Source organism: Pseudomonas sp. WS 5503 (assembly GCF_012985385.1).
In the GTDB taxonomy this organism is placed as follows: Bacteria; Pseudomonadota; Gammaproteobacteria; order Pseudomonadales; family Pseudomonadaceae; genus Aquipseudomonas; species Aquipseudomonas paracarnis.
This window is the reverse complement of record NZ_JAAQWI010000002.1, coordinates 342856-358472: the sequence shown is the minus strand read 5'-3', so window position 1 is coordinate 358472 and position 15617 is coordinate 342856. Positions and strand designations below refer to the sequence as shown.

Sequence of the window (15617 nt, the reverse complement as noted above, 5' to 3'; positions counted from 1 at the left end):
ATGGTTAATGAAATTCAAGGATCTTCGGGATTTCGTGCAGCAACTTGAGCAGCGCGGAGAGTTGAAACGTATCCAGATGCCGATTTCTCCGGTGCTGGAAATGACTGAGATTTGCGACCGCACCTTGCGCAACAAGGGCCCGGCGCTGTTGTTCGAAAACCCGACCGGCTTCGATATTCCGGTGCTGGGCAACCTGTTCGGCACTCCCGAGCGCGTGGCCTTTGGCATGGGCGCCGAGTCCGTCAGCGAACTGCGCGAGATCGGCAAGCTGCTGGCTTTTCTCAAGGAGCCCGAGCCGCCCAAGGGCTTGAAGGACGCCTGGTCCAAGCTGCCGATCTTCCGCAAGATCATTGCCATGGCCCCCAAGGTGGTCAAGGACGCGGTGTGCCAGGAAGTGGTCATTGAGGGTGACGATGTCGACCTGGCCATGCTCCCGGTGCAAACCTGCTGGCCCGGCGACGTCGGCCCGCTGATCACCTGGGGCCTGACCGTCACCAAAGGCCCGAACAAGGACCGCCAGAACCTCGGTATCTACCGTCAGCAAGTCATTGGCCGTAACAAAGTGATCATGCGCTGGCTGAGCCACCGTGGCGGCGCCCTCGACTTCCGTGAGTGGTGCGAAAAGCATCCCGGCAAGCCGTTCCCGGTATCCGTGGCCCTGGGTGCCGACCCGGCGACCATCCTCGGCGCGGTCACGCCCGTACCTGACAGCCTCTCCGAGTACGCTTTCGCCGGTTTGTTGCGCGGTAATCGCACGGAGCTGGTGAAGTGCCGCGGTAATGACCTGCAAGTGCCGGCCACCGCCGAAATCATCCTTGAAGGCGTGATTCACCCAGGTGAAATGGCCGATGAAGGCCCCTACGGCGACCACACCGGTTACTACAACGAAGTCGACAGCTTCCCGGTGTTCACCGTCGAGCGCATCACCCATCGGGTCAAGCCGATCTACCACAGCACCTACACGGGTCGTCCGCCCGATGAGCCCGCCATCCTCGGCGTGGCGCTCAACGAAGTGTTCGTGCCGATCCTGCAAAAGCAATTCCCGGAAATCACCGACTTCTACCTGCCGCCCGAGGGCTGTTCGTATCGCATGGCCATCGTGACCATGAAGAAGTCGTATCCGGGGCATGCCAAGCGGGTAATGCTCGGCGTATGGTCGTTTTTGCGACAGTTCATGTACACCAAGTTCGTTATTGTCACCGACGACGACATCAATGCCCGGGACTGGAACGACGTGATCTGGGCCATCACCACGCGCATGGACCCCAAGCGCGATACGGTGATGATCGACAACACGCCTATCGACTACCTCGACTTCGCGTCGCCGGTATCGGGCCTTGGCTCAAAGATGGGCCTGGATGCCACGCACAAATGGCCGGGCGAAACCACGCGTGAGTGGGGCCGGGTGATCGTCAAGGATGAAGCTGTCACTGCGCGGGTCGATGCGATCTGGAAAGAATTGGGAATAGATTGATGCGTGTAACCCTGCAACCTTCCGGTGCTGTGCTGGAGCTGGCTCCTGGCGAGCGAATCCTCGAAGGCGCCCGTCGCCTGGGCTATGAGTGCCCTCAAGCCTGTCGCAATGGCGTGTGCCATGTCTGCGCGGCGTTGCTGGTGGAGGGCCGGGTACGCCAAGCCGGGGAAGTGCGCGATCATGGGGAGTTCTACACCTGTATCGCCGAGCCCCTGGAGGATTGTGTGGTGCTGTGGGATGGCGTTCTGGCGCCGGGAGAGTTGCCGTTGCGCAAATTGTCGTGCCAATTGATCGAGTGTGCGCAAGTGGGTGGCGATGTGTGGCGCGTGCGCCTGCGCGCCCCGGCTGGCAAGGCGGTGCGTTATCACGCCGGGCAATACCTGATGATCGAGCGGGACAACGGCGAGAAGTCAGCGTTTTCCCTGGCCTCGGCGCCCCATGCCGGGCGTGAGTTGGAGTTGCATGTACTGGCACGAGAAGCCAGCGCGCGCAGCCTAATCGAACAGTTGCAGCGTAACCAGATGGCGCGCGTCGAGCTGCCGTTTGGCGACACTCACCTGGCTGAACTGCCAGACGGGCCACTGGTACTGATGGCCGCCGGCACCGGCATGGCGCAGATGAACAGTCTGATCGAGCATTGCCGCGCTTCAGGTTTCAAGCACCCGGTGCATCTGTATTGGGGCGTGCGTCTGCCGGAAGATTTCTACGAAATCGAGCATTGGGATCAATGGCTGCAATTACCCAACCTGTTCCTGCACAAAGTCGTCAGCGACCTGTGTGGTTGGGAAGGGCGCTGTGGTTTGCTGCATGAGGCAGTGTGCGAAGACATTGCCGACCTCAATAGCGTGCACGTCTACGCCAGCGGTTCGCCGGCGATGATCTACGGCACGCTGGACGCACTGGTCAGCGCCGGCATGGATGCGCACCGGATGCGCGCCGACGTCTTCGCCTACGCCCCAAGGCCCTGAAGCCTTGCGCTGAATAATGTAGGAGCAGGCAAGTCAGCTCCCACAGGGGACAGTGTCGTGTCAGAAGCGCACGCCAGTTGTCACCATTGCCGCGTTGAACCCGAGCAACACCAACTCCGCCGCCACCGGCCCGTAATGCGCGCCCACCGACGGAATGATCACCGGCGCCACACCGAATCGGTTCAACGGGATCTTGTCGCGGTAGTCGCCGCGATAGCCCTGAAGCAGCCCGCCGGTCAATTTTGCATACACCGGATAGTCGGCCAGGTCATAGCGCTTGCCCGCATAGGCGTAGTACGAGCGCTGGCGGAACGAGTTGCGAAAAGTCACCCCACCATACAACAGCCCCGATGCCTCGTTGCGTTCCAGGCCGATCAAGTCCTGCTTGTTGTTGTGCTCGGGGTCGGGTGCGAAGTGCCGGGTGTAGACACTGGTCTGGGCGTACCAGAAGCCTTTGTCGTCGTTGGCGAGTGGGGTTTCGCTCGCCAGCGCGGTGGTGGCTTGGGCCAGGAACAACAGCCCAGGCAATCGAAATTTTTTCATGGGGCGACCTCGATAGTCGATGTAATGAACGGCTAAGTGGGTCGTTATGTGCGCGCTAGTTTGACGGCATGGCGCCCGCCCAGGCTGAACCGGGGCTGACAGTAGCGGGATTAACCGTCCAGATCCTGACGAGTGGCGGCGTTGATTAATGCCCAGTGGCACTTTTTCGCCGTACGGTTACAGCGCTGCGTTTTATTACGGTAAAGTCGCTCACAACTGGTAACACTCAGGAGGCGCACCGCATTTCGCCATGACCGCCATTGAAACCGATCTTCTGCAATTGGCTTACCCTCCGCGCCTCGATCTTGGGCCGCAACTCACACACGAACAGTTGATGAGCTCGATGCAAGCCACCATGGCGCGGCATAAGGGCGGGCCGGTGTGGCTATTTGCTTATGGTTCACTGATCTGGCGCCCTGAATGTTCATCCACCGAGCGCGTACGGGCACGGGTCCACGGTTATCACCGGGGCTTGTACCTGTGGTCCCATGAGCATCGGGGTACGCCGGAATTGCCGGGGTTGGTGTTCGGGCTGGACCGCGGTGGTTCCTGCAGCGGGTTCGCCTACCGTTTGCCGGACGATCAGTTGGAGGCCTCGCTGTATGCCCTGTGGCAACGTGAGATGCCTTACCCCTCTTACCGGCCGCACTGGCTCAGCTGTCGGTTACAGGATGGCAGTACCGTGCAGGCGTTGGGGTTTGTGTTGGAGCGGCATTTGCCCAGCTATGCCGGCAACTTGCCCGATATCGTGCTTAACCATGTACTGCAAAGCGCTTGCGGGCGTTACGGCACGACTCGCGATTATGTCGAGCAGACCGTGAACGCCCTGCGTAGCCACGCCATGCCAGATAAAAACCTGGAGGCGCGGCTCAAGCGTTGTGCCAAGGGTTGCCCGGGCGATTAACGCGCCGAGCTGACACTGTTGGTGTGCCACAGCGTGGGGATCAGGAACGCGATCGCCAGTACGCACGCACCAATCAGCAGCACGAAACCACCGTCCCAGCCGAAATGGTCGACCGTGTAGCCCATGGCCGCACTTGCCGCTACCGAACCGCCCAGATAACCGAACAGACCGGTGAAGCCCGCTGCGGTGCCGGCGGCCTTCTTCGGAGCCAGTTCCAATGCCTGCAGGCCGATCAGCATCACCGGGCCGTAGATCAGGAAGCCGATGGAGAACAGCGCAATCATGTCGATCATCGGGTTGCCCGGCGGGTTGAGCCAGTAAACCAGGGTGGCCACTGTCACCAGGGCCATGAACACGATACCGGTCAGGCCGCGGTTGCCACGGAAGATCTTGTCCGACATCCAGCCGCACAGCAGCGTGCCCGGGATACCTGCCCACTCGTAGAAGAAGTACGCCCAGGACGACTTATCGACCGTGAAGTGCTTGGCTTCTTTCAAGTAGGTCGGCGCCCAGTCCAGTACGCCGTAGCGCAGCAGATAGACAAACACGTTGGCGAAGGCGATGTACCAGAGCATTTTGTTGCGCAGCACGTACTTGACGAAGATTTCCTTGGCGCTGAATTCGTCTTCGTGGCTGGCATCGTAGCCTTCCGGATAGTCGTTCTTGTACTTCTCGATAGGCGGCAGGCCCACCGATTGCGGAGTGTCCCGCATGGTGATGAAGGCAAACGCCGCCACCGCCAGGGCCACGGTGGCCGGTACATAGAACGCCGCATGCCAGTCGTTGAACCACGCCATGCCCAGCAGGAACAGCGGGCCGATCAAGCCACCGCCGACGTTATGCGCCACGTTCCACACGGACACCACGCCGCCGCGTTCTTTCTGCGACCACCAGTGCACCATGGTCCGCCCACTTGGCGGCCAACCCATGCCCTGGGCCCAGCCGTTGATGAACAGCAAAATGAACATCATGGTCACGCTGGACGTTGCCCAAGGTGCGAAACCGAAAATGAACATCACCCCCGCCGAAACCAGCAGGCCAAAGGGCAGGAAATAGCGTGGGTTGGAGCGGTCGGACACCAGGCCCATCAGAAATTTGGACAAGCCGTAGGCAATCGCAATCGCCGACATCGCCAGGCCCAGTTCACCGCGGGTGTAACCCTCGTCGATCAGGTAGGGCATGGCCAGGGAGAAGTTTTTACGCAGCAGGTAGTAACCGGCGTAACCAAAGAAAATACCCGCGAAGATCTGCCAGCGCAGCCGTCGGTAGGTACTGTCTATTTTTTCTTCAGGCAGGGGCGCCTGGTGTGCGGCAGGACGAAAGAAAGCAAACATTCAAGAGCTCCAAATTTCTTGTTTTGACTGCGGATGCGAATGTTACAGTTTCGTTACCGAAAATAGCATCGCCTCTTATCTGCAAACACAGGAAACGAGAGCAATTGCATGTTCTTTTACGAACATGTCGCCTATAGATAAGTGATGGTCGTGGTTAGGTCCTAAGACCGCGAAGTAACTACTGTGGGAGCTGGCTGGCCTGCGATGACGGTCTTTCAGCTTCATCTGTAGCAGCTGACTCACCGCTGTCGCAGGCAAGCCAGCTCCCACATGGATTGCATTTCAGGTGTGTTATCGGGTTTGGACAACTATTTTACCCACTGCCTTGCGCTGCCCCAGATCATTGATCGCCTTTGCGGCCTGTTCCAGCGGATACACCTGCGACACCAATGGCTTGAGCTTGCCCTCGCCATACCAGGTGAACAACTGCTGGAAATTCGCTGCATTGTCCTGCGGCTGGCGCTGGGCAAACGAGCCCCAGAAAACCCCGACCACCGCTGCGCCCTTGAGCAGCGCCAGGTTCACCGGCAGTTCAGGAATACGCCCACTGGCGAACCCCACCACCAGCAGCCGCCCATTCCAGGCGATCGAACGAATGGCCTGGTCAAACAGGTCGCCACCCACCGGGTCGTAGATAACATCGGCGCCATTGCCATCGGTCAGGCGCTTGACCTCATCCTTGAGGCTGGCTTCGCTGTAGTTGATCAACTCATCGGCGCCAGCCGCCTTGGCCACCGCGAGTTTGTCGGCGCTGCTGGCGGCGGCAATCACCCGGGCGCCCATGGCCTTACCGATCTCCACGGCGGCCAGGCCCACGCCACCGGACGCGCCAAGCACCAGCAAGGTCTCGCCGGGTTGCAGGTTGGCGCGTTGTTTCAGCGCATGCATGGAGGTGCCGTACGTCATGCTGAAGGCGGCGGCGGTGTTGAAATCCATGCTCGGCGGGATCGGCAGCACGTTATAGCCGGGCACCGCGACCTGCTCGGCAAAGCTGCCCCAGCCGGTCAGCGCCATCACACGGTCACCGACTTTCAGATGGCTGACTTTCTCACCCACTTCACTGACCACGCCTGCCGCTTCGCCACCGGGTGAGAACGGAAAGGGCGGCTTGAACTGGTATTTGCCTTCGATGATCAGGGTGTCCGGGAAATTCACCCCGGCGGCGTGCACGTCCAACAGGATTTCGTTCTTCTTGATCGCGGGGCTGGCGATCTCTTCCAGCACCAGGGTTTCGGCGGGGCCGAAGGCTTTGCACAGCACAGCTTTCATCGGACTATTCCTTTTGGCGTCGTGGCCGATAAGTGTAGGAGGGAACGCCCGTGGGTCAACGAGCATGCCCGCGCCTGATAAGCCCCCATAAGCTTGTGCTCAGCCTTGCTAGCGTTATGCTACCCGGCAACCGAATTCGAGGAATGAACTGTGAAAGCGTGGATCCTGTTGATGCTGGCCCTGACCTTGCCGATGGCAGCCCAGGCCGAAGAGGCCAAAGAGGGCGAGGCGCCGAAGGTCAGCTATATCAGCCTGAGCCCGCCGTTCGTGGGCAATTACGGCCTGGATGGCACCGCCAAGCTCAAGGTCTACAAGGCCGACATTGCACTGCGCGTGACCGGTGATGAGGCGGCGAAGCTGGTCAAGGCCAACGACCCGTTGATTCGCAACCAACTGGTCGCGCTGTTTACCCAGCAGACCAACGAGACCATGAGCAGTGTGGAAGGCAAGGAAAAGCTGCGTCAGGAAGCGTTGAAGCAAACGCAGCAGGTGATGAACGATGAAACCGGCAAGCCGGTGGTAGAAGACCTGCTGTTCAACAACCTGATCATCCAGTAAGTCGCTGCGCGACTATCGCGGGCAAGCCCGCTTTCACAGGGGCTCGCATTCCAGTGTGGGAGCGGGCTTGCCCGCGAAGAGGCCCTGACAGGCACCGCAAGAAGCCATTATCAATTAAAGCAACTGCAGGACCGCTGCCCACTGCTCCGGTGTGACTGCCATGACCGAAAGCCGGCTGCCCTTTTGCACCAGCGGCATTTCAGCCAGTGCAGTTTGCTGCTTTAGATAGCCAAGGCCCAGCACCTTGGGAAAGGTCTGCACGTGGGCAACATCGATCGCGCTCCACGGGTTTTTCTCCGGGGTGGCCTTGGCGTCGAAATAGTGGCTTTCTGGTTCCAGCGCAGTGGGGTCCGGATAGGCGGCCCGAGTGATTTTGCCGATGCCGGCAATCCCTGGCTCCGGGCAACTGGAGTGGTAGAAGAAAAACTCGTCGCCCACGGCCATGGCGCGCAAAAAGTTGCGGGCCTGATAGTTGCGTACCCCGTCCCAGCGCGCTTCGCCGAGCTTTTCCAGGCCGTTGATAGAGAGTTCGTCGGGCTCGGATTTCATCAGCCAGTAGGCCATTGTTGGGCTCCTGAAAAAGGCATTGGGCAAGTTGTCGGGCAATTGCATGACAAACCGACAGTCGGTTGGCGTCAAGGTTTGCGTGTTGGTTCACGTTACCGCAGAATGCGCGCTTTTAAGCTTGACGCAGCTGCAACGGACTACTTTGGAACGTTGTTGTCATCGTGTACGAGGTGCCTGAAAGGGGGGCAATCGATGCAACGTAAGCCGGATTTACTATGGATTTTGGTTATTTTGTTTGGTCTGGGCGTCGTGACCACCGGTTATGCCCAGAGCCTGTGGTCGAACAAGACCGATGCACCGGTTGAACTGGCTCAGCAGCAGCCACAACCGTTCAAGCGTTAACTCAAGCATTCACCAAGGCGCCGCTGTTTCCAGCGGCGTTTGTGCGTCATACCACTGCGTATCAGTCACCGTCCCCGCCAACGGCACATCCCAACTCGCCTGCGCCAGGCGTTCGACTTTCTGGCATTCATGGGCCAGCCCCAGCAGCGTTGGCTTGCGCCAGCTCTGGCGGCGGGCAAGATAGGCCAGGCTGCGATCGTAGAACCCGCCGCCCATGCCCAGGCGCCCACCCACATCGTCGAACCCCACCAGCGGCAATAACACTAGGTCCAGCGCCCAGACCTGGCGCTGACGATGGGCATTGACCCGTGGTTCAAGGATGCGAAAGCGGTTTGGCAGCAACTTATCCCCAGGTCGTACACGCTGGAACACCATCTTGGTGCGCGGCCAGGCGCTGAGCACCGGCAGGTAAGTGGCTTTGCCGCGGCGCTGGGCCGCACGCAGCAGCAGGCGCGGATCGATTTCACCATCCGTGGGCAAATATAAAGAGATATGTTTGGCCCGGCGAAACAGCGGGTGCTGTGCCAGTTGCCGGTACAGACCCTGAGCGGCCTGGCGCTGCTCGCTTGGCGTGAGGGCGCGGCGGGCCTTGCGCAACATGCGTCGAAGTTGCGGACGAGATAGCGGCGCAGGTTCGGTCATGATTTTCGGCTCATAAAACAATGCCAGTCCGGGGACTGGCATTGAGTTTGGGAATTCAGGCTCCCCGACAGAGCCGCTGTCGACTTAGCCCTTGAACCCGAAAGTTCAAGGTGGAAGAAGCAGTAGGCTTTAAGGCTTTCCGTCTAGCGGACATGCACACCAGCCCAACGTGCAACTTCCAGGGTAGTGCGAATCGGCTCAGGGACATCGCCGACTGGCAAACACGCCAGGGAGTGGGGCGAGTATACCTTAAACCCGCTCGGCAATCAGCCCTTGCGTGTGTCTGAATCGGTGGAAAGCGCCAGATCCACGCGATCAAGCAGGTCACGCACCTGCTCGCGCGTCGAACCACTGGCCTGTACGTCAGGGCGCTCCTGCTTATGCAGCAGGTCGTGGGTGATATTCAGCGCGGCCATCACAGCGATGCGGTCGGCGCCAATCACTTTGCCGCTGCTGCGGATTTCGCGCATCTTGCCGTCCAGGTAGCGGGCAGCGCTCACCAGGTTGCTGCGTTCTTCCTGGGGGCAGATGATCGAATATTCTTTGTCGAGGATCTGCACGGTAACGCTATTGCTTGAACTCATGAGTCTTGCTCCAGGGCCTTCAGGCGCGAAATCATCGATTCGACCTTACGCCGGGCGATTTCGTTTTTTTCAATGAGGTGAGCGCGTTCCTCGCGCCAGGTCTTTTCCTGAGCTAATAGGAGTCCGTTTTGACTCTTAAGTTGCTCGACCCGATCAATTAGCAGTTCGAGTCTGGCCATCAGCGCTTGCAGGTCGGTGTCTTCCATTGGGTTCCACTGGATTTGTCTGATGAATGGCAACTGCAGGATAAACGATCTGACGCCCTCGATAGTCTTGGTACGTCTGCCGGTGCTAGGATACAGCGCTCCATTCTAGACATTGCGCCGTCTGGCGCCTAGCTCACCATGCCCATTCAAAATTCCCCGTACGACGCTTTTTCCAAACTGCTGAGCACCAGCGGCCACCCTTGCTCGCCTGCCGAACTGCACGGCGTGCTGTTGGGCCGCAGTTGCACCGGTGTGGGCTTTGATGCCGACAACTGGCTGGCCGATGTGGCCGAGTTGCTGGAAACCGAACCCACCGAGAACGTGCGCAATGCGTTGATCGGCCTGCAAGAGATGGTCAAGGGCGAGTTGACCGGTGACGACGTCACCGTGGTCCTGCTGCTGCCGACCGATGACGCGCCGCTCACCGAGCGCGCTGCTGCCCTGGGCCAGTGGTGCCAGGGCTTCCTCCACGGTTTCGGCGTGAATGCCGGCGGCCTGGAGCTGAGCACCGACGCCAAGGAAGTGCTGCAGGACCTGGCGGCGATCTCACAGGTGCAAGATGCCCTGGAAGAGTCCGAAGATGGCGAAGGCGACTACATGGAAGTCATGGAATACCTGCGCGTCGCGCCGTTGCTGCTGTTCACCGAGACCAGGAAGTCCGCTGAGCCGGTCGCTGCCAAGCCGTCGTTGCACTAAAGAAAGGAAGCCCATCTGCCCATGATTCATATCCCCAAAGCGGAATACACCCGTCGCCGCAAGGCGCTCATGGCGCAGATGGAACCCAACAGCATCGCGATCCTGCCGGCCGCCGCCGTGGCCATCCGCAACCGCGATGTCGAGCATGTTTACCGCCAGGACAGCGATTTCCAGTACCTGAGCGGTTTCCCCGAGCCCGAAGCGGTGATCGTGCTGATGCCCGGTCGCCAGCACGGCGAGTACGTGCTGTTCTGCCGCGAGCGCAATGCCGAGCGCGAATTGTGGGACGGCCTGCGTGCGGGCACCGAGGGCGCGATTCGCGACTTTGGCGCGGATGACGCCTTCCCCATTACCGATATCGACGACATCCTGCCCGGCCTGATCGAAGGTCGCGACCGCGTGTACTCGGCCATGGGCAGCAATGCCGAGTTCGACCGGCACGTGATGGAGTGGATCAACGTGATCCGTTCCAAAGCACACCTGGGCGCCCAGCCGCCGAACGAATTCGTTGCCCTGGATCATTTGCTCCACGATATGCGCCTGTATAAATCGGCGGCAGAAGTGAAGGTGATGCGCGAGGCAGCGCGAATTTCCTGTGCGGCCCATGTGCGGGCGATGCAGGCCAGCCGTGCCGGCCTGCATGAGTTCAGCCTGGAAGCCGAGCTGGATTACGAGTTTCGCAAAGGCGGTGCGAAAATGCCGGCCTACGGCTCCATCGTCGCCGCCGGGCGCAACAGCTGCATCCTGCATTACCAGCAGAATGACGCAGTGCTCAAGGACGGCGACCTGGTGCTGATCGACGCCGGGTGTGAGATCGATTGCTACGCCAGCGATATCACCCGTACCTGGCCGGTCAACGGCAAGTTTTCGCCCGAGCAAAAGGCGATCTACGAGATTGTGCTGGCCTCCCAGGAAGCCGCCTTCAAGCAGATCGCGCCGAACAAACATTGGAACCAGGCCCACGAGGCGACCGTGCAGGTCATCACCGCGGGCCTGGTGAAGCTGGGGTTGTTGCAAGGTGACGTTGACGAGTTGATCGCCAGCGAAGCCTACCGCGCCTTCTACATGCACCGTGCCGGCCACTGGCTGGGCATGGATGTGCATGATGTGGGCGAGTACAAAGTGGGCGGTGAATGGCGCGTGCTGGAAGTGGGCATGGCCTTGACCGTGGAGCCGGGTATCTATATTTCCCCGGACAACCAGAACGTGGCAAAAAAATGGCGTGGCATTGGCGTGCGCATCGAGGACGACGTGGTAGTGACCAAGCAAGGCTGTGAAATCCTGACTGGCGGCGTGCCCAAGACCGTTGCCGAGATCGAAGCGTTGATGGCGGCTGCCCGATGAGCCGGGTCAACCTGGCGATTATCGGCGGTGGCCTGGTGGGCGCCAGCCTGGCCCTGGCATTGCAAGCGGGGGCCAAGGCGCGGGGTTGGAAAATCGTGCTGATCGAACCCTTTGCACCGGGCGACAGCTACCAGCCGAGCTACGATGCGCGCTCTTCCGCGCTGTCGTTTGGCGCGCGCCAGATTTACCAGCGGCTGGGCCTGTGGCATGCCATTTCCCGACGTGCGGAGCCGATCAAGCAGATCCATGTATCGGACCGTGGGCGCTTCTCCACCGCGCGTTTGTCCGCGATGGAGGAGGGCGTGCCAGCCCTGGGTTATGTGGTGGAAAACGCCTGGCTCGGCCAATGCCTGTGGCAAGGCTTGGACAAGGACGTGGTGAGCTGGCGCTGCCCGGCGGAAGTCACGCGCATGGAGCCTCTGCCCGATGGCTATCGCCTGACCCTCAACGATGAAACCGTGCTGGAATGCGACCTTGCGGTACTGGCCGATGGCGGCCGTTCCGGCCTGCGAGAGCAACTGGGCATTGGCGTGAAAACCCGGCCCTACAACCAGAGCGCGCTGATCGCAAACATCACCCCGAGCGAAGCGCACAATGGCGAGGCGTTCGAGCGCTTTACCGATGAAGGCCCCATGGCCTTGCTTCCGCTGCCGGACAACCGTTGCGCGCTGGTCTGGACCCGCATCGGCATGGACGCCCAGCGCTTGGCCAGCCTCGACGAGCGTAGCTTCCTGAGCGAACTGCAGGGTGTGTTCGGGTATCGCCTGGGCACCCTCAAGCAAGTGGGTGCCCGCCACCTGTACCCGTTGACCCTGGTGAAAGCCGAAGAGCAAGTGCGTTCGCACCTGGCGGTCCTCGGCAATGCCGCCCATAGCCTGCACCCGATTGCCGGGCAGGGGTTCAATCTGTCTCTGCGCGATGCCAATGCCTTGGCCGAAGCGCTGCTGGCCGGGCCTGCTGTGCCGGGTGACCTGGCGACTTTGCAAAGCTATCGCGAGCGCCAGCGCCTGGACCAGCAACTCACCGTAGGCTTCTCCGACCAGGTCACGCGCCTGTTTGGCAGTGCCCAACCGTTGGTGGCGCTGGGCCGCAATATGGGCTTGCTCGGCCTCGACCTGTTGCCACCAGCCAAACGCTGGTTCGCCCGCCAGGCCATGGGCCTGGGTACGCGTTCCGATGCGTAAGTGGCTAACCCAACGCGTGGGTAAGGCGCGGCTGTTGCGCTGGTTCCTCACCCTGTACCCGCCGTACCTCGGCGCCGGGGTGCGGGTGCAGGCACTGAGTGCCGACTTCCGGCATGCCAAGGTGCGCATGGGCCTGGGTTGGTACAACCGCAATTACGTCGGTACGCAATTTGGCGGCAGCCTGTATTCGATGGTCGATCCGTTCTACATGTTGCTGTTGATGGAAAACCTGGGCCGCGACTACATCGTGTGGGACAAGGCTGCGAGTATCGACTTCATCTCGCCGGGCAAAGGCCCGGTGTATGCCGAATTCTCCATCGACGACGCTTTGCTCGATGAAATCCGGCGCCAGACCGCAGGTGGCGAGAAATATCTGCCCCACCTCAAGGTCGAGATTCATGACGGCTCCGGCACCCTGGTGGCGCGGGTCGACAAAACCCTTTATGTGCGGCGCAAGCCGCCAGCGAGACAGGCTTGAATATGGACATGCGCGCAGATGTGCTGATTGTCGGGGCCGGAATGGTCGGAAGCGCCCTGGCGCTGGCGTTGCAGGGCAGTGGCCTGCAGGTGCTGCTGCTCGACGGCAGCCCGTTGAGCGTCAAGCCGTTTGAACCGGCTGCGGCGTTTGAACCGCGGGTGAGCGCGCTGTCGGCGGCCAGCCAGCGCATTCTTGAGCGCCTGGGCGTGTGGGACGGCATCGTAGAGCGGCGTGCCAGCCCCTATGGCGAAATGCAGGTATGGGACGGCAGCGGCACTGGGCAGATCCACTTCTCGGCGGCCAGCGTGCATGCGGAGGTGCTTGGGCATATCGTCGAGAACCGCGTGGTGCAAGATGCCTTGCTCGATCGCCTGCATGACTGCGACCTCGGCCTGCTGGCCAATGCGCGGCTGGAACAAATGCGCCGATCCGGCGATGACTGGTTGTTGACCCTGGCCGACGGCCGCAAGCTGCGCGCGCCGCTGGTGGTGGCCGCCGACGGTGCCAACTCCGCCGTACGCCGCCTGACCGGTACACCTACCCGCGAATGGGATTACCTGCACAACGCCATCGTCACCAGCGTGCGCAGCAGTCAGCCGCACCAGCGCACCGCGTGGCAACGTTTCACCGACACCGGCCCGTTGGCGTTCCTGCCGCTGGTGCGCGATGGGCAGGAAGACTGGTGCTCGATTGTCTGGTCGACCACGCCCGCGGAGTCCGAGCGCTTGATGGCGCTGGATGATGAACGCTTCTGTCGGGAACTGGAGCGTGCCTTCGAGGGGCGCTTGGGCACTGTGGTCTGTGCCGACCCGCGTGTGTGCGTACCGTTGCGCCAGCGCCATGCCAAACGTTATGTGGCCGAAGGCCTGGCGTTGATCGGCGACGCCGCCCACGTCATTCACCCGTTGGCGGGGCAGGGCGTCAACCTGGGTTTCCTCGATGCAGCCGTGCTGGCCGAAATGCTGTTGGCGGCGACCGAGCGCGGCGAGCGCCTGGCCGATGTGAAAGTGCTGAGCCGTTACGAGCGACGTCGCATGCCCCATAACCTGGCGCTGATGGCGGCGATGGAAGGCTTTGAGCGCTTGTTCCAGGCCGATCAACTGCCGCTGCGCTGGTTACGCAACGCGGGGTTGAAAATCGTCGACCAGATGCCCGAAGCCAAAGCCGTGTTTGTGCGCCAGGCACTGGGATTGACTGGCGATCTTCCCGAACTCGCCAAACCCTGAACTGACAATACAACCCTCTGTGGGAGCCGGGCTTGCCCGCGATGAGGCCGTCAGCTCCGGCGCATATTCTGGCTGTGCAACATCTGGTAACGCCTCCACCAAGCGTTACCAAATGTGAGTCCTTATCATTTGCCCTCCATTTGCAAATGAGAGACCGCACCCATGTTGGCACCCAAGCGCCTCCTGACTGCCCTGGCACTCACCCTGATCGGCAGCACCACCGTGCAGGCGGCCGACGAAGTCGTGGTCTACTCCTCGCGTATCGACGAACTGATCAAGCCCGTCTTCGACGCCTACACCAAAAAGACCGGCGTACAGGTCAAGTTCATTACCGACAAGGAAGCCCCGTTGATGCAGCGCATCAAGGCCGAGGGCGAGAACGCCACCGCCGACCTGCTGCTCACCGTTGACGCCGGCAACCTCTGGCAGGCCGAGCAGATGGGCATCCTGCAACCGTTCACCTCTCCTGTGATCGACAAGAACATTCCTCTGCAATATCGCTCATCGGCCCACGCCTGGACCGGTTTGAGCCTGCGTGCGCGAACGATCGCCTATTCCACCGACCGGGTAAAACCGGGCGAGCTGACCACCTACGAAGCCCTGGCCGACAAGCAGTGGGAAGGCCGCCTGTGCCTGCGCACGGCGAAAAAAGTCTATAACCAGTCGCTGACCGCCACGTTGATCGAGACCCATGGCGCGGCCAAGACCGAAGAAATCATCAAGGGTTGGGTGAATAACCTCTCCACCGACGTGTTCTCCGATGACATCGCCGTGCTGGAGGCGATCAACGCCGGGCAGTGCGACGTGGGTATCGTCAACACCTATTACTACGGTCGCCTGCACAAGCAGAAGCCAGAGCTGGCAGTGAAGTTGTTCTGGCCGAACCAGGGCGACCGCGGCGTGCATGTGAACCTCTCCGGCATCGGCCTGACCCAGCACGCACCGCACCCGGAGGCGGCCAAGGCGCTGGTGGAGTGGATGACCACGCCTGAGGCGCAGAAGATCTTCGCCGACGTCAACCAGGAATTCCCGGCCAACCCGGCGGTACCGCCATCGGCGGAAGTGGCGACCTGGGGCAAGTTCGTGGCCGATACCTTGCCGGTGGAAGTGGCAGGCAAGCGCCAGGCCGAAGCGATTCGCCTGATGGATCGCGCTGGCTGGAACTGAAGCTGCGCCGCTTAACTGTGGGAGCTGGCTTGCCCGCGATTGCATCACTTCGGTATCACTGATACACCGAGGTGCTTGTATCGCAGGCAAGCTAGCTCCCACATTGGTTAGTGGCCGCTTCAACATCTTTA

The 15617-nt window shown here is 61.0% G+C and carries 18 protein-coding genes and 1 other RNA gene; 11 read left to right on the top strand and 8 right to left on the bottom strand.

What is annotated here, in order from left to right:
- Nucleotides 1–7: 7 nt before the first annotated feature.
- Both ubiD and HBO10_RS07425 read left to right on the top strand, forming a co-directional pair.
- Nucleotides 8–1474: a 4-hydroxy-3-polyprenylbenzoate decarboxylase gene (gene ubiD / locus HBO10_RS07430; RefSeq protein ID WP_003195329.1), complete on the top strand. Its 1467-nt coding sequence runs from the start codon at nt 8–10 to the stop codon at nt 1472–1474.
- Nucleotides 1474–2442 (top strand): CDP-6-deoxy-delta-3,4-glucoseen reductase, encoded by a 969-nt coding sequence (locus tag HBO10_RS07425; protein WP_034129017.1) that lies wholly within the window; start codon nt 1474–1476, stop codon nt 2440–2442. The genes ubiD and HBO10_RS07425 overlap by 1 nt, the downstream gene beginning before the upstream one ends.
- Nucleotides 2443–2502: 60 nt before the next feature.
- On the opposite strand, the gene HBO10_RS07420 is transcribed toward HBO10_RS07425, so the two are convergent.
- The gene (locus HBO10_RS07420) at nt 2503–2985 is read right to left on the bottom strand and encodes a hypothetical protein (RefSeq protein ID WP_034129016.1); all 483 of its coding nucleotides are present in this window, start codon (nt 2983–2985) and stop codon (nt 2503–2505) included.
- 250 nt (nt 2986–3235) lie between these two features.
- Between HBO10_RS07420 and HBO10_RS07415 the strand changes: the two genes are divergently transcribed.
- Nucleotides 3236–3889 carry a gamma-glutamylcyclotransferase gene (locus HBO10_RS07415; protein ID WP_034129015.1) on the top strand — a complete coding sequence of 218 codons (654 nt, stop codon included), beginning with the start codon at nt 3236–3238 and terminating at the stop codon, nt 3887–3889.
- Here the strand turns inward: HBO10_RS07415 and glpT are convergent.
- Together glpT and HBO10_RS07405 are read right to left on the bottom strand one after the other, a co-directional pair.
- Nucleotides 3886–5223 carry a glycerol-3-phosphate transporter gene (glpT, locus tag HBO10_RS07410; RefSeq protein ID WP_032878817.1) on the bottom strand — a complete coding sequence of 446 codons (1338 nt, stop codon included), beginning with the start codon at nt 5221–5223 and terminating at the stop codon, nt 3886–3888. The two genes, HBO10_RS07415 and glpT, sit on opposite strands and share 4 nt — an antisense overlap.
- Nucleotides 5224–5514: 291 nt before the next feature.
- A complete protein-coding gene (locus HBO10_RS07405; protein WP_034129014.1) occupies nt 5515–6492 on the bottom strand; it encodes an NADPH:quinone oxidoreductase family protein in 978 nt (325 codons plus the stop codon).
- Between the two features lie 150 nt (nt 6493–6642).
- Here HBO10_RS07405 and HBO10_RS07400 point away from each other — a divergent pair, with 150 nt between their 5' ends.
- Complete coding sequence (locus HBO10_RS07400) at nt 6643–7050, top strand: flagellar basal body-associated protein FliL (RefSeq protein WP_014720413.1); 408 nt, start codon at nt 6643–6645, stop codon at nt 7048–7050.
- 114 nt (nt 7051–7164) lie between these two features.
- Here HBO10_RS07400 and HBO10_RS07395 read toward each other — a convergent pair whose 3' ends face one another.
- Entirely contained in the window at nt 7165–7614 is a 450-nt protein-coding gene (locus tag HBO10_RS07395) for an EVE domain-containing protein (RefSeq protein ID WP_034129013.1), read from the bottom strand.
- A gap of 195 nt (nt 7615–7809) precedes the next feature.
- On the opposite strand from HBO10_RS07395, the gene HBO10_RS07390 reads away from it, so the two are divergent.
- Nucleotides 7810–7959, top strand: a complete 150-nt coding sequence (locus tag HBO10_RS07390) for a hypothetical protein (protein WP_010207387.1) — start codon at nt 7810–7812, stop codon at nt 7957–7959.
- A gap of 9 nt (nt 7960–7968) precedes the next feature.
- On the opposite strand, the gene HBO10_RS07385 is transcribed toward HBO10_RS07390, so the two are convergent.
- The 4 genes from HBO10_RS07385 to HBO10_RS07370 all read right to left on the bottom strand — a co-directional run bounded on the left by HBO10_RS07385 (nt 7969) and on the right by HBO10_RS07370 (nt 9391).
- Nucleotides 7969–8601: a 5-formyltetrahydrofolate cyclo-ligase gene (locus HBO10_RS07385; protein ID WP_034129012.1), complete on the bottom strand. Its 633-nt coding sequence runs from the start codon at nt 8599–8601 to the stop codon at nt 7969–7971.
- 57 nt (nt 8602–8658) lie between these two features.
- Nucleotides 8659–8837, bottom strand: a non-coding RNA gene (gene ssrS / locus HBO10_RS07380) — 6S RNA.
- Between the two features lie 30 nt (nt 8838–8867).
- The gene (locus HBO10_RS07375) at nt 8868–9185 is read right to left on the bottom strand and encodes a cell division protein ZapA (protein ID WP_034129011.1); all 318 of its coding nucleotides are present in this window, start codon (nt 9183–9185) and stop codon (nt 8868–8870) included.
- Nucleotides 9182–9391: a TIGR02449 family protein gene (locus HBO10_RS07370; protein ID WP_003177365.1), complete on the bottom strand. Its 210-nt coding sequence runs from the start codon at nt 9389–9391 to the stop codon at nt 9182–9184. The genes HBO10_RS07375 and HBO10_RS07370 overlap by 4 nt, the downstream gene beginning before the upstream one ends.
- Nucleotides 9392–9529: 138 nt before the next feature.
- On the opposite strand from HBO10_RS07370, the gene HBO10_RS07365 reads away from it, so the two are divergent.
- The 6 genes from HBO10_RS07365 (at nt 9530) to HBO10_RS07340 (ending at nt 15486) form a co-directional block, all read left to right on the top strand.
- A complete protein-coding gene (locus HBO10_RS07365) occupies nt 9530–10087 on the top strand; it encodes a YecA family protein (protein ID WP_034129010.1) in 558 nt (185 codons plus the stop codon).
- A 21-nt stretch (nt 10088–10108) separates the two neighbouring features.
- Nucleotides 10109–11431: a Xaa-Pro aminopeptidase gene (pepP, locus tag HBO10_RS07360; RefSeq protein ID WP_034129009.1), complete on the top strand. Its 1323-nt coding sequence runs from the start codon at nt 10109–10111 to the stop codon at nt 11429–11431.
- Nucleotides 11428–12615 carry a 2-octaprenyl-6-methoxyphenyl hydroxylase gene (gene ubiH, locus HBO10_RS07355; RefSeq protein ID WP_034129008.1) on the top strand — a complete coding sequence of 396 codons (1188 nt, stop codon included), beginning with the start codon at nt 11428–11430 and terminating at the stop codon, nt 12613–12615. The genes pepP and ubiH overlap by 4 nt, the downstream gene beginning before the upstream one ends.
- Nucleotides 12608–13093: a DUF4442 domain-containing protein gene (locus HBO10_RS07350; RefSeq protein ID WP_034129007.1), complete on the top strand. Its 486-nt coding sequence runs from the start codon at nt 12608–12610 to the stop codon at nt 13091–13093. Before ubiH ends, HBO10_RS07350 begins: the two co-directional genes overlap by 8 nt.
- An 8-nt stretch (nt 13094–13101) precedes the next feature.
- Nucleotides 13102–14319 carry a 2-octaprenyl-3-methyl-6-methoxy-1,4-benzoquinol hydroxylase gene (locus HBO10_RS07345; RefSeq protein WP_169921967.1) on the top strand — a complete coding sequence of 406 codons (1218 nt, stop codon included), beginning with the start codon at nt 13102–13104 and terminating at the stop codon, nt 14317–14319.
- 162 nt (nt 14320–14481) lie between these two features.
- On the top strand, nt 14482–15486 hold the full coding sequence (locus HBO10_RS07340; protein WP_034129005.1) for an extracellular solute-binding protein: 1005 nt from the start codon (nt 14482–14484) through the stop codon (nt 15484–15486).
- Nucleotides 15487–15617 lie beyond the last annotated feature (131 nt).